Origin of the sequence: Parafrankia sp. FMc2 (assembly GCF_041008525.1) — a bacterium.
Classification (GTDB): Bacteria; Actinomycetota; Actinomycetes; order Frankiales; family Frankiaceae; genus Parafrankia.
Map to the genome: position 1 here is coordinate 39,675 of NZ_JBFLUG010000051.1, position 13,733 is coordinate 53,407.

12 protein-coding genes and 1 tRNA gene are annotated in these 13,733 nt (G+C 70.0%); 11 read left to right on the plus strand and 2 right to left on the minus strand.

Translation table 11 applies throughout. The features are described 5' to 3' along the window. The first annotated feature begins 496 nt into the window (after positions 1–496). The 10 genes from AB1460_RS18745 (at position 497) to AB1460_RS18790 (ending at position 11,231) form a co-directional block, all read left to right on the plus strand. Positions 497–1,744, plus strand: coding sequence for a sensor domain-containing protein (locus AB1460_RS18745; RefSeq protein ID WP_420497310.1), 1,248 nt, complete (start codon positions 497–499; stop codon positions 1,742–1,744). Between the two features lie 577 nt (positions 1,745–2,321). Further along, entirely contained in the window at positions 2,322–3,755 is a 1,434-nt protein-coding gene (locus tag AB1460_RS18750) for a LuxR family transcriptional regulator (protein WP_368962864.1), read from the plus strand. Positions 3,756–4,058: 303 nt separating this feature from the next. Next, a complete protein-coding gene (locus AB1460_RS18755) occupies positions 4,059–6,992 on the plus strand; it encodes a nitrate- and nitrite sensing domain-containing protein (protein WP_368962866.1) in 2,934 nt (977 codons plus the stop codon). Positions 6,993–6,995: 3 nt separating this feature from the next. Further along, positions 6,996–7,406: a roadblock/LC7 domain-containing protein gene (locus tag AB1460_RS18760; RefSeq protein ID WP_018637389.1), complete on the plus strand. Its 411-nt coding sequence runs from the start codon at positions 6,996–6,998 to the stop codon at positions 7,404–7,406. Between the two features lie 43 nt (positions 7,407–7,449). Then, complete coding sequence (locus AB1460_RS18765) at positions 7,450–7,842, plus strand: DUF742 domain-containing protein (protein WP_368962867.1); 393 nt, start codon at positions 7,450–7,452, stop codon at positions 7,840–7,842. Continuing rightward, positions 7,823–8,431 carry a GTP-binding protein gene (locus AB1460_RS18770; RefSeq protein ID WP_368962868.1) on the plus strand — a complete coding sequence of 203 codons (609 nt, stop codon included), beginning with the start codon at positions 7,823–7,825 and terminating at the stop codon, positions 8,429–8,431. The genes AB1460_RS18765 and AB1460_RS18770 overlap by 20 nt, the downstream gene beginning before the upstream one ends. Positions 8,432–8,521: 90 nt before the next feature. Continuing rightward, on the plus strand, positions 8,522–8,875 hold the full coding sequence (locus AB1460_RS18775) for a hypothetical protein (RefSeq protein WP_368962869.1): 354 nt from the start codon (positions 8,522–8,524) through the stop codon (positions 8,873–8,875). Next, the gene (locus AB1460_RS18780; protein WP_368962871.1) at positions 8,872–9,705 is read left to right on the plus strand and encodes a hypothetical protein; all 834 of its coding nucleotides are present in this window, start codon (positions 8,872–8,874) and stop codon (positions 9,703–9,705) included. The genes AB1460_RS18775 and AB1460_RS18780 overlap by 4 nt, the downstream gene beginning before the upstream one ends. Before the next feature lie 223 nt (positions 9,706–9,928). Then, entirely contained in the window at positions 9,929–10,414 is a 486-nt protein-coding gene (locus AB1460_RS18785) for a hypothetical protein (protein WP_368962873.1), read from the plus strand. 391 nt (positions 10,415–10,805) lie between these two features. Beyond that, the gene (locus tag AB1460_RS18790; RefSeq protein WP_368962875.1) at positions 10,806–11,231 is read left to right on the plus strand and encodes a DUF3307 domain-containing protein; all 426 of its coding nucleotides are present in this window, start codon (positions 10,806–10,808) and stop codon (positions 11,229–11,231) included. A gap of 16 nt (positions 11,232–11,247) precedes the next feature. Here the strand turns inward: AB1460_RS18790 and AB1460_RS18795 are convergent, their stop codons facing one another. Further along, positions 11,248–12,372, minus strand: coding sequence for an adenylate/guanylate cyclase domain-containing protein (locus AB1460_RS18795; protein ID WP_420497311.1), 1,125 nt, complete (start codon positions 12,370–12,372; stop codon positions 11,248–11,250). Between the two features lie 496 nt (positions 12,373–12,868). Between AB1460_RS18795 and AB1460_RS18800 the strand changes: the two genes are divergently transcribed. Then, positions 12,869–12,944: transfer RNA gene (locus tag AB1460_RS18800), tRNA-Thr, on the plus strand. A gap of 409 nt (positions 12,945–13,353) precedes the next feature. Here AB1460_RS18800 and AB1460_RS18805 read toward each other — a convergent pair. Then, positions 13,354–13,733, minus strand: a 380-nt coding sequence (locus tag AB1460_RS18805) for a DDE-type integrase/transposase/recombinase (RefSeq protein ID WP_368962879.1), incomplete at its 5' end; no start/stop codon positions are given.

The window sequence follows — 13,733 nt, forward strand, 5'->3', positions numbered from 1 at the left end:
CCGGCACAGGTGGATTCTGCGGGCATGGCCGTGGCTGATGCGCCCTGGCATCGGCGCGATTCGCCGCCCGTCGGCTGTTGCTGATTCAGATCTTCCCCCCAATGGAGCATGCCTCCCGGAACCGCTGGACGGCCAGCTGGAGGCGACGCCTGCGATCTCGCCGAATCCGCGCGATCTCGCTGAATCCTCAGTGGACCAGGGCGGGAGGGCGCCCCGTGACGTGCGTGTTCGGCCTCATTCTTACACGGAGTGCGACCGCGGTGGTACGGATGGCCAATTTTTCTTCGATGCGGGCCCGCCGTCTCACAATGTGGTCCCGAGAGGGCGCGTGAAACCAATGTGAACAATCTGTATGCTCTGTTTTATTGGGCGGCTGGCAGTTCTCGTCGCGTCGCTGGGTGCCGCGCCGCCGCGAGGTCGGTGGATCAGCGGCTTGACGAACCCGGGGAACCGCGCTTCCCTGCCCTCGGCGCTGTACCGCGGAGAGGAGCGTCTGGTGGCCGGTCCCGTCGACGTGAGCCCGGGCACCGCTGGTCCTGCTGGTCCTGCTGGTCTCGCTGGTCCCGACGGTCTCGCTGGTCCCGACGGCTCCGGCGAGGCGGGCACCGCGGGGGAGCCCGTCTTCGCGTTGGATATCCGCTCCTGGCGGCGGGTGCTCTTCCTGCTGCTGGACCTCCCGCTGGGGCTGGTCGGGTTCGTCTTCGTCGCGGCCTGGTTCTCGGTCGGCGTCGGCCTGGCCGTCACCGTCGTCGGGCTGCCGCTGCTGGCCCTGGGGCTGGTTGGGGTGCGGGCCCTCGGCACGGTGGAGCGGGCGCGGGCCGGGGCAATGCTGGGCGTGCGTGTCCCGCCGGCGTCGAAGCCCCGCTCGTCCTCGTCCGGCATGGTCGCCCGCCTGTGGGCCGGTGTGGCAGACCCGGTCGGGTGGCGGCACGCGCTGTACTTCCTCGTCCGGCTCCCCTGGGTGATCTTCACCTTCGTGGTGGTGCTCGTCGTGCTCCTCGTCGGCTGGCCGGTGCTGCCGGTCGTGGCACGTGCCCTGGCCGCCACCGACGCCGCCATGATCACCACGTTGCTGGCGCCGTCCGACCGGATGGAACGGCGGATCCGCGAGCTCGAGGCCGACCGCGGCACCGTGGTGGACACTGCTGCCGCCGATCTGCGCCGCATCGAGCGGGACCTGCATGACGGCGCTCAGGCGCGCCTCGTCGCACTGGCGATGGGCCTCGGCATGGCCCGCGACAAGCTCCAGGACGACCCGGACGCCGCGGCGAGGATGGTCGAAGAGGCACACGGAGAGGTCAAGCTCGCACTGCGCGAGCTGCGCGACCTGGCCCGCGGGATCCACCCGGCGATCCTCACCGACCGCGGTCTGCCCGGCGCGATCCCCTCGCTCGGGGCGCGGTGCACCGTGCCGGTGCAGGTCGCGGTGGACCTCGAGGAGCGGCCGGCCGCGGCCATCGAGGGCATCATCTACTTCACCACGGCCGAGCTGCTCACCAACATCAGCAAGCACAGCGGTGCGGCGGCGGCGACCGTCCACGTCCGCCGGGCCGGCGACCGGCTCCTGCTGCGGATCACCGATGATGGGAAGGGCGGTGCGCGGCCAGGTATCGGGAGCGGTCTCGCCGGTCTCACCGAACGCCTGGGGGCGTTGGACGGATCACTGCGGCTGGAGAGTCCGGCCGGCGGGCCGACCGAGGTCGTCGCGACGGTGCCGTGGCGCGACCGGGAGTCCCCTCAGTAACCGGGCAGGATCGCATTTCCGTCGGATGGCTATTCAGAACCCGATGTTTCCGGGCCGGTGATGTCCGTCCGGTAAATAGTTCTCTGAGTGGTGAGCGGTGATTCCCGCCCGGGCACCGAACGACTTCCGGGTAACAGACGAGTTACCGCTCGGTGCCCGGCGCATGGCGGAACGCCCAGACGCCGGGGCGCGGGCGGGGCCTTTTGACGTGGGTGGATGACCGCGCACGACGTTTCGATGTGTCTCCGTTGGTGTGTATTGGTGTGCTGATCGCGGTAGCCGGATTCCGCCCATATCCGCGTTCGGACACACCATGCAAGAACATGGCAACGCAAATGATCGATCATCTTTGGGATGACGTTGTGGTGTTGCGGGGATCTCTCTGCGATTTCGCGCAAAGCCGTTGAAGAACCGGCGGGGCTGGTATAGCTTGCCGTAACCAGTTGTAATCGGTGTGTCAGCGCAACGTGCGGTCTGCCACGCACCGCGACTTTCCCGTGAATCCAGCGAAGTGTTTCCGGGGCGTATCTGGAATGTTCGTTGCTCGTGGCGGCAGGTCACGCGGGAAGGGGTGCGCATGCGTCTGTCCGAACTCGGGTTCGACGGGCTGGACGAATTCTCCGACGAGGTGTGGCGCACAGTGGCGCGGCATCCCTCCTGTGGCGTCGACCTGCTTGCCGAATGGCTGCGTCGGCCCGAGCCGATCGTCCAGGAAGAGCTGGAGCGCCTGGTCGAGGCCGGCCTCGTCCGTCAGGTCGGGCACCAGTGGGAGCCGCAGGACCCGGCACGTGTGCTGCAGGCCCGGCATGCGGCACGCGAGGCGGCACTGGTGGCCGAACGGGCCCGCATGGCCGACGAGCGTGCCCAGCTCTACCGCTCCGGCCTGTTCGGCGACTACGTCGCCGGCCGTCGCCGGGCCGGGACGAACTCCGGAGTGCAGGTGCTCGCCCGCGACGAGATCTTTTCCCGGATGGCCGAGTTCACCAGGAAGTCGAACCAGTCGATCCGCTTCCTGCTGAACGGACCGCAGCCTCCCGGGCTCGGTGGCGAGGTCACAGACCTGCTCGTGCCAGCTGTCGGCCGCGGCGTGCGGGTCTCCAGTGCGTGGACCGCAGCCGCGATCTCGGCGGCCCGGCGGCGCAACCAGGGCCGGCGGCTGCCGCCCATCGGCCAGATCCACGTGGCCCAGGCGTTGCCGATGCGTGCGATCGTGTGGGACAGTGCCGCGGCGCTCGTCCCCGTCCGTGATGACGACCTCGACGAGGGCGCCTTCGTCGTCGTGGCGCCGACGCTGGTCCTGGCGGTCGCGGACATGGTGACCCGGATGCAGCGGGCGGCCGAGCGACGCGGAACCCCGGCGGTGACCGTCGACGAGCCCGCCGCGCTGCGCCGCCAGCGTGCGCTGCTGCGGCTGCTGGCCATCGGGTTCGACGACAGCCGGGCGGCCCGCGAACTCGGCGTCTCCGACCGGACGGTGAAACGGGACGTGGCGGACCTGTGCCAACGCTTCGGGGTGCTGACCCGGTTCCAGCTGGGTGCCGCCGCCGCGGGTGCCGGCTTCCTGGTCCAGGCCGCCCGGGGAGCCGAGAGCGTCGATCTCACCGAGATGGCCGAGATGGCCGAGACGGCCGAGACGGCCGATGCCTCCGGCGGGGCCGGCGCCGGTGGGACGGGCCGTGCGGTGGGCGGCGCGGGCCCGGCCGCGGCCACCCGGACCGACGGGGTGCTGGCGATCCCCGGCGGCGCGCGGCTGCCTACGCGCGCGAGCGCCGCGCCCCGCCCGCCACGGCTGCCGCGCCCGCCACGTCCCGCGCCGTCGCCGTCGCCGCCGTTATCGCCGGACGTCCGAGCGGCGGCCGATGGCCGTGCGGCAGCGGATGGCCGTGCGGCAGCGGATGGGAGACCGGCACCGGACGCCCGACCGGGGTCCGGCCCGGAGGCGAGGACAGGGGTCCGGGGCCGTGCGGGACGTCCGCCCCAGGGCGCGCCGGCGAAGCGCGCGCGAGGGTGACCGATCTGTCAACAGTTCGTCCTATCCATGGCTGGAATGGCATGAACAGGACACGGCGTCCCTTAAGCGTCACATGATTACTCTTCCGGTCAACCGTCTACCGCAGTTACCGTCGTGATCGCCGACGGGATCGGTACAGCTGCTCAGCGTGGCTCTGTGTGGCGACTGAAATCGGCGTGCAGTCGCCACGACACCCAGCGCGCGTGCGGCTGGGTGTGGTGAGTCCCCTCCCTGCCACAGTCCGGTCCCGTCGGCCGACTTGACGTCCAGAGGACGGTCACGTCCCCGACGAGAGGTGGCGGAGTGCGGAACTGGCCCATTCGCTACAAGATCACGCTGGTCCTGCTCCTGCCGCTGCTGGCTCTGGTCGGTTTCGGGAGCTGGGTCGTGTCCGGTCAGCTCGCGGCCCAGCAGGCGAGTGAGCAGACCCGCACCGCGGCCCGCTTCCTCATCCACGTCAACGATCTTGTGTACGCCCTGCAGACCGAGCGCTACGCCGTCTCCAGCCTGGTCGGCTCCGGGTACCGGGAACGGGACTTCGCGGTCCGCTCGATGAACGCGCGGGGCCCGGTCGACGGCGCGTTCACGACCGTCACGGAGGCCGCCGGCGAGCTTCCGGCCGGCCCCCGTAACCAGGTCCGGGACGCGGTCACCGCCGCGCGCGGCCAGATGGGCGGGCTGGTGACGGTCCGTGCGGGTGTCGACGCGCAGTCCCTGCGGCCGGGCCCGGGCACCGTCACCTACAACCAGATGATCTCCGGTTGGCTGGACGTTGGCGCCGCCATGGTCGGCATCGGCAGTGAGGACACCGAGCTCGTCCGGGTCGCGACCGCGCTGTCCGCGATCTCCCGGGTGGGTGAGGCGATCAGCCAGCAGTACGGGTACGTCTCCTCGGCGGCCGTGCTCGGCACCGCGGTGCCGGACAGCGTCACCCGGGTGCAGGCCGCGACCGGGTCCGAGACCGCGTGGCTGACCCAGTTCCGCCTGTCGGCGACCGCTGACCAGGCCGCGCTCTACGACCGGCTGGTCGGCCCGACCCAGGCCCCGGTCACCGACCTGCGTGACCAGGTGCTGCGCGGCGAGCGCATCGACTTCACCGCCTGGGCGTCCGCGAGCGGAGCGAAGTCCGAGCAGATCCGCGCGGTGCAGCGACGGGTCGTCGAGGATCTGGAGAACCGCAGCGGCACCCTCGCCGAGGCGGCGCTGCGCCAGGCCATCCTGTCCGGTCTGCTGGCCGCCGGCGTCCTCGCGCTGTCCATCGCGGTGTCCGTCGGTGTCGCCTCCCGGCTGGTCGGCGCGCTGCGGACGCTGCGAGCCGGCGCGCTCGACGTGGCCCAGAGCAGGCTGCCGGCCATCACCTCGAGACTGCGGCAGGGGCATCCCGTGGATCTCGCCGCCGAACCACCGGCGTTCGCCACCGCGACCGGTGACGAGATCGGCGACGTGGCGCGCGCCTTCAACGTCACCTACTCGTCGGCCATCACCGCCGCCTACGAGGTCGCCGAGGGCCGCAGTGTCGGCGCGATCCTGCAGACGCTTGCGCGGCGCACCCAGGGGCTCATCCAGCGCCAGCTACGGCTGATCGACGAGCTGGAACGCGACCAGCAGGACGGGGAGATCCTGACCAGACTGTTCGGAGTCGACCACCAGGCGACCCGGATGCGGCGGCTGGCGGAAAGCCTGATCGTGCTGTCCGGCGGCCAGCCCGGGCGCACGTTCCGCGGGCCGGTGCGCCTGGTCCAGGTGCTACGCGCGGCGGTCAGCGAGGTCGAGGACTACACCCGGGTTCACGTGCACCTGCCGACGTCGGATGTCGAGATCGTCGCCACCGCCGTCGGCGACCTGACCCACATGCTTGCCGAGCTGATCGAGAACGCCTGCGCGTTCTCCCCGCCGGACACCCCGGTGACCGTCCAGGCCAGTCGCGTCGGCCAGGGCTGGACGGTGGAGATCGAGGATCGCGGGGTCGGCCTTGACGACGAGACCTACGCCGCGACGAACGACCGCATGGCCAACCCGCCGCCCTTCGAGGCCTCCACGCACGGCAGCCAGATCGGCCTGTTCGTGGTCGCCCGGCTCGCGGCCCGGCATCGGATCGCGGTGCGCTTCAAGCCGAGCGTGTACGGCGGCGTCCACGTGGTCACGATCATCCCCGCGGCACTGATCCACACCGAGGTTCCCCACCAGAACGCCCTGCTTCCCGCCGGCCGGGCCGCGACGCCCGGCGGCCCGGACGCCCCCGGCCGCCGGATGGCCGAGCTCGGCTCGGGCGGCGAGGGGGGCGGCGCCGGCTCGGGCGGCCGGGCCGGGATGCGCGGGATGCACGCACCCACCGAGGAGCTCGCGCTGACCGGCGCGGCCGGGACGGCACCGCACCACCTGGGCCCGCGCGCGGAGGACACCTACGGCGGACGTCCCGACAGCCATGGCGGACATCCCGACGGCACGGACGGACGTCCCAACGGTTACGGCGGGCAGCACGACGGTTCCGCCGGACGGGACGGTCAGCCAGGACAGGACGGCTACGCGAGGCAGGCCGGACACGACGGCTACGCCGGGCAGGGCGGGAACGGCTACGCGGGTGGGGAAGGCCACGGAGGCGGGGAGGGTCACGGGGGCGGAGACGGCTACCCGGGATGGGACGGCGATGCCCGGCGGGACGGCTATGCCGGGCGGAACGGCTATGCGGGGCGGTTCGACGGCGTCGGCGCGGAGCCGCAGGCCGGCGCCGCGGCCCAGCGGGGTGGGGACGGAGCGCGGGTCGCCGGCGGGTACGGCGAGACGGCTCGGACAAACGGGTACGAGGATGCCGGCGGCGTCGGTGACCGGTTCGCGGACGACTCGCGGCACATCCGCCTCAATCGGGACCTCGACGCCGCCCCGCCGCGCCGTGTCGACGGCCGGGCGCCCGGGCTGGCCGCCCACGGCGGCACGGATCTTGCTGACAACGGCATGTTCGACCCACTGTTCGGACCGCTACGAGGCAGCGACGGGGCCGCGTCGACCGCGTCGGCAGGCGCCGGCGGTCACCCGCGCCTGGAAGATCTCCCACGGCGTCGCCGCGGCTCACACCTCGCCGAGAGCCTGCGGGAGGACCCCGGCGGGGCACCCGGCGAGCCGGCTGCCCGACGGGTGGCCCGCACGCCCGACCCCGAGGCCGCCCGCGCACTCGCGCAGGGCTTCACCAGCGCTTTCGAACGCGGCATGCGTGACGCCGACGACCTCGACGGGAGATAAGCGATGCCCCGACAGCCCGACCTGTCCTTTCTGCTCGACAGGCTCCGCGAAACCGTGCCGGACATCCTCTGCGCGGTCGTCCTGTCCGCCGACGGACTGCTGCTGGCCACCTCCAGCGGCATCGACCGGGCCGCGGCCGACCAGCTCGCCGCCGTCGCCTCCGGCTTCGACGCGCTGGCCCGCGGCGCCGCGCGGCAGCACGGCTGGGGCCAGGTCAACAAGACCATGGTGGACATGGAGAACGGCTACCTGTTCATCACGGCCGTCGGGCACAGCGCCTGCCTCGCCGTCTCCAGCACCGCCGACGCCGACGTCGGCCAGATCGCCTACGAGATGGCGCATCTGGTCAGCCGAGCCGGCCGTTTCCTGACCCCCGAACTGCGCAACCAGATGCGGGCGGCCCTGCCGTCCTGACGGCGGACCGTGGGGACCGGTCCGACCAGGGAGGAGGAACACGGTGGCGCAGGACTGGTCCGGGTCACCGGCGCCGGGCGAGAGCTGGGATGACGCCGAACCGATGGTCCGCCCCTACGCGGTGACCCGGGGACGCACCACTCCGGCCGTACCGCTCGAACTCGTCGCCCTGGTGGCGACGACGGACGGCGGCATGGCCGCGATCCGGCGCCGCGGCCGGCTCGCCCCCGAGGAACACGACATCGCGATCCTCTGCATGCGCATCCATTCGATCGCCGAGATCTCCGCCCGGCTGAAACTGCCGCTGATGGTCGTGCGGGTCCTCATCGACGACATGGCGCGGGACGGAATGGTCTCCGTCCACCGCCCCGAACATCCCGATCGGCCCAGCCCGGAACTCCTACGGAGGGTTCTGCATGGTCTCACCACTCTCTAGGCGCGCGCCCACCGCGGTGAAAGTGCTCGTCGCCGGTGGCTTCGGCGTAGGCAAGACGACCTTCGTGGGGGCGGTGAGCGAGATCGAGCCACTCACCACCGAGGCGGCCATGACGAGCGCGAGCGTCGGCGTGGACGACACCTCCGCCGTGCACCGCAAGACCACCACGACCGTGGCCATGGACTTCGGCCGCCTCACGCTCAGCAACAACATCATTCTCTACCTGTTCGGCACGCCGGGCCAGGACCGGTTCTGGTTCATGTGGGACGAGCTGGTCCGCGGCGCGATCGGTGCGGTGGTGCTGGTCGACACCCGCCGCATGGCCGACTCGTTCCCCGCCATCGACTTCTTCGAGAACCGTCAGGTGCCGTTTCTGGTGGCGGTGAACCGGTTCGACGCGAACAACCGCGAGTACCCCCTCCCGATGGTCCGCGATGCGGCTGACCTCGCACCGCACCGACCACTGATGTACTGCGACGCCCGGCGTGCGGACAGTGCCCAGACAACGCTCGTCCACCTGGTGCGCCATGCCCTGGAGCTGGCACTTTCCGGTGATCCTGCGGACGGCCCATGGCGAAACGGTCCGTGATCGGACTGTTTCGACGCGGGTCCGGCCCGGTTCCGGCCCGTAACGCCAGGACAGACTTGATCAGTCCCGGGGGGACATCAGGAGGCCGCCATGCCCAGCCACGACCTCGACCTGCCCCGGCCGCGCGGCCGGGTGCCGGGAGTTGAGATGGAGATCTATGTCGACTGGGAGGACCCGATCGAGGTCGAGGACCCGCCGAACAGCCGGCGACCGGCGGTCATGGTCCGCATGCCCGCCTACGTCGCCGGGGGTCTCTCCCACGAACTGCACAGCCTGGAGACGATCCGCGGCGCGATAGGCGGCGACTGCAGCGAATGGGCCCAGGTCGCCCGCGCGCTGCTCGCGGCCGCCCGGATGGCCGCCGGTACGGACCACCACCCTGAGCTGGCCGACCTGCCGCCGGCCAGCTCGCGCCCCCGGATCACTCCCGGAGACATCGCATGACGATGCTTCTGCTGACGGCCGAGGCGGCAACGGTGTTCGGCGTGACCGTCTGGGTCCTGCTCCGGCTACGGGCACGCAGCCAGCGAATCAGCATGACCGACATCGCTTTCTACGAGCACCTGACGGAAAGCGGCCGTAGCCTGGCAGCAAAAGGTCAGAGCGGTATCGCGTCACCCGGATTGAGGGCTGCCACGGTTGGCGTGGCCGGTACTGCGCGAGAATCCGGTGTGGCGGTCGGAATAAAACTGCCCTACAGCCCGTCCGCCGGCCCGGCAGTGATCAACGACCGAGAGGTGGAGGGTTTCGAGCGGTCGCCGCTGGGGGCGGTTGTCGCTGCGATCAACCTCGCGTCGAGGCTTGCCGGCGCCGAGCTGTTGCGTGTCGCATGTCCTGAACCCGCCAACCGGTGTGATGGTGCCGTCCTCTCGAGTGCTCGGGTGGCAGATAAACCGGACATTTATGCCGAAAAAGGATTGATTGCTCGGCATCGGCGGTCAGGCTCGGCGCCGGCCGGCCCGGTGATCCGCCGGGAGACCGAAGAAATTCGGGAGCACACATCCTTCCTTCCCGATCTGATTGAGATCAGCGGATGGCAGATGGAGCGTTATTCATCCGGGAACGCGGTTGTACGGTATGTTCTCACCCGGTCCGGGGGCGGCGGTGGAGTCGTCATGACAGCGATGCGGGTCGAGGTGAACTGGGTCGATGACGACTGGAAGGTTGTCGTCCCGGCCGCGGGGAACTGGTCAGAAGCACTCAGTACGGACGTTGACGCGTCCCGCTTCACCCCTTTTCCCGCGCGCTCGTCGTTGCCGTCGCCCGCACGCTGACAGAACGGGGTCCGCCAGCCGTGAGGTCGGGGGCTCGTGCCGTGGATGGCGGCACGAACCCCCAACACCACGGACGGGGGGCGTGGAGTCCCAGATCTGTCGCGGGGCGGGCACGTGTGCGCGACGCCGCCTGAGTGCGCATACCGACGTGATCCCCAGACATCCGCATGTCGGTCCGGGTGTTCAGGCGCCTCGATGATGACGGCAACAAAGGAGCACATGAATGTTGAGATCTCGCGTCCGGGCTGCCGCCACACGCGTGACACTGATCCTGACGGCACTGGCCGGGGCGCTCGTCCTGGTCGGCGCCCCGGCGGCCACCGCGGCTCCCGCCACCGCGGACACGTCGGCCCGATCGATCTACTATCTGCCGGTCGGCTGCTGGTCGGGCACGGCGACGACCTCCACCGGCCAGACCGAGGCCGTGGAGACGAAGTTCCTGCTGAACGGCACCTTCCAGGTCGCCACCCCGACCGGCTCCTTCACCGGTAGCTGGAAGTCGACCGGCCCGCGCACCTTCACCTACAAGTTCGTCCGGAGCCTGCCCGGCCCGAACGGCTCGGTGATCGGCACCATCGACATCCGCCACGCGGCCACCTTCACAGCGTGGAACACGTACACCTCCACGGGCACGGCCACCGCCTACGACCTGAACGGCAACGTCCTGTTCTCCGGCCCGGTCAGCTCCACCGGCACCCGCACCCTGTAGCACCGCCGCACCGCCGCACCGCCTCGCAGCACCGTCAGGCCCGACCGGTCGTTCGACCGGTCGGGCCTTCCGTTCTCGGTCGGTGGCCCCGACCGGAGTCACGGTTCCGAGTCGCGGCCGGCAGCCTGCGCGCCGCACCTGGTCGCCGGAACCACGGTGCAGAGGCTCGTCGTTGCCGCTTCTGTCCGTATAAAATGGATATGCGTATTCTGCCTTGGCTGGCCGTCGCATATCGGGACGAACACCGCTGATTTTCGTCGTTTCGCCCAGCTGTGCGAACACTGGAGGCGACGATGCCAGCCAGTTGGCGTGTTCCGAGCTCTCTCTCCGCCGAACCCGCGGATATCTCCCGCGTTCGTGTCCTACTGTGATTTCGGCAGGAGGGGGAAATGTGAATCAGACCGCGCTATTCTCTGCTGTGTTCATCGCGTTATTTGTCGGACACCATCTTGGCGACCACGTCGCGCAGACCGACTGGCAGGCCACCAGCAAGCACGGTCCGGGCTGGGCGGCGGCCCGGGCGATGGCCAGTCATCTCCTCAACTACCACCTGTGTATCGGCGCGGCGCTGCTGGGCCTCGTACTGATCGATGTGCCGCTGCGACCCGCCGGTGTTGCGGCAGCGTTGGCCTGGTCGCTCGTCACCCACGCCTTCATCGATCGTCGATGGCCGGTACGCCGCATCCTGCAACGGGGGCATTCCCCCCGCTTCGCCGAGATCGACAGTGGCGGCATCAACGGGATCTACCTGGCTGACCAGTCCCTGCACATCGGCTGCCTGTTCGTTGGCGCGTTGCTGGCGGCAGCTCTGAGCTGACCGGCGAACGCCTCGGTCAGGCCCCGGAGAAGGCGGCCCCGCCGCCGTCGGGGATCCCGAACAAGTGGTAGGTGGCCGGCGGCCCGTCCGGCAGCGGCGGCAGTGCGCCGCCGAACTCCTCGCGCGGCGCGGCGAGCTGGCGCAGCACCTCCGCTGACGCGATCTTCATTCCCGGTGTGAGGGCCTGCAGTGTCCGGCAGGCGGTGCTGACGGCCGGACCGGCCAGACCGAAATCCGGGACGAACAGATCACCGTAGGTGATGACGGCGCTGAAGGCGAACGGAGCCTGGAGCCTCTCGTCCGGCCCCGGAACGACCGTCACACCTGCCGCAGCCGCCGCCGGGTCTGTGGCTGCTGCCTGTTCGGGGACGGGCGTGCCAACCCGGTCGCGGGCGAGGCGATCCAACATGACCAGAAAGTCCGTGGCGTCGTCCGCACTGTCGTGCGTCGACAGAATGTTGTCGCCGGCCACGGAGCGAAGCCGACCTCGCGTCGCGCCCAGCGCCTCGTGGTGCATGCCGACCCAGCTGCGCAGCCGCTCGTTCAGCGTGGTCAGCGAGACCTGGGCGGCCAGCGCGTTCAGCCCGATCAGATCGGTCACCGTGAGGAACGTTTCGCGCTCGATTCCCCGGTAGCGCTCCGCGAGCAGTCGATGGACGCGCACCGGCCGCGGAATCCCGCTGAACGAGAGATCACCGATCAGGTCGAAGGCGAACTCCGCCGACTTCGCGGCCTCCACCGTCGTCGATGTCACGTACACCTCGTTCGTGGGAACCTGCTTCTCCATCCGGGCCGGGATAACAACACCCTCGCCCAGCAGGTCGTTCTCGAATCTGGTCGTGTCGCAGGTGTGGATCGCGACCCGGCACCCCTCCACCCACTCGCCGATCGGCAACCGCCGCCCGGAGATGAACAGATTGACGATCTGTGCGGCCGCGTGCAGCGCGCCCGTCGCTGATCGGAACGCGGTCAGATAACCATCACCCGTGAACTTGATGATCTCACCGCCGAGCTCCTCGACGACCCGGCGAACCGGCAGCACGGCCTCGGCCATCATTTCGTCCATGCGAACCTGTGGAACTGATGCGATGGCTCGCGTCGACCCCACGAGATCCACGACCAATACGGTTGTCGTTTCCATTCCCACCATCGTCGTCCCCGTCCTTCGACCCGCTGACACGGCGGGCCCGGCGGAATCATAGCCGTGAATCCGGAGCCAGCCAGCCTGATTCGAGGGAAGACCCCCGGAACCGAGGAGATGTACGATCAGATCATCCGACCTGGTCCCGAATATTCAATGTCCAGTACCCGACACCCTTCGCCGGGTGTCGTACCGCCGCCCGCGGGGGCATTTCGGATCCGACGCGTTCACCAGGAACGATCGATGGACCGCAGCGGGCGCGAACCTTCGGGCGGGGCAACCGGTCGGCCTTCTGCGAGGTTCCGTGCTGTCGGTCTCAGTCGACCCCGGGGAACCGGTGCGGCGCCCGCGGGCCACCGGCGCCTCCGCCCGCTCAGGCCGGCCCGGGGCTCGAACCGTTCCCGCTCGACTCAGTCCAGTGGCCGGCGTCCGGGGCGCAGCGGGAGCTGGCGGTCGGCCCGGGTGGCGGACGCCGTCCGGTACGCTGGGGGCACTGGCCGGCGTGGCGCAATTGGTAGCGCACTCGACTTGTAATCGAGCGGCTAGGGGTTCGAGTCCCCTCGCCGGCTCCAGAAAAATAGGCTCTGACCTGCGATTTTACAAAGTCAAAGATCATTTTAACAAGATCAAACCGGGTTGGTGTGCGCATGGTGTGCGCATTTTGCGTTGGCGTGCTGGGGGCGATCTTGTTTTGGGTGTCGCCTTTGTCCGTCTGGGCCGGGATCTGAGGGCCCACCACCGTCCCAGCGGTGGTTACGGTCTGTTATTTTTCTGCGGTTCTGGGGTGGGTGGGGCGCGGTAAGAGCGTTGCGCGTCGGCTGGCGGTGGTTCATCCGCGCACCCAGCCGGCTGGTCGCGCTGCGTGAGGATCGGGCGTGCACGGGGCCGTTGGGGGCCGTGGCGCCGCCGTGGGCGCGAATGTGTCGGGGGTCTGTTGCATTGCGGGATGGCAGGGCATGGTTGGCCCTGCCGAGCGGGTGATCAGATCGCGAGGGTGAGTTCGGTGAACGCGGCTGTCAGCCGTGCGTGCGGGTCGGTGTCGATCCCGAGTTCGTAGTGGCCGCGGCGGATGTTCTGGACCAGCGCATGCCCTGCGCTGATCGTCTGGGCGGAACGCAGCCGTTTCAGGCCGTGCATCGGGCGGAGCCGGGCTTTCACGCGGCTGTGATCGGATTCGATCCGGTTGTTCTCCCGCGCGGCATCGACGTGGCAGGCCTCGGGGAGCAGCTCGTCGAGGATCCGCGGGTAGACGGGGGCCTTGTCGGTGGTGACCTCGACCGGCCGGCGCCCGTGGGACAGCGCGCCGGTGAAGAACCGGCGTGCCGCAGCCTGATCACGGCGGGTGCTGGCGAGGACGTCGA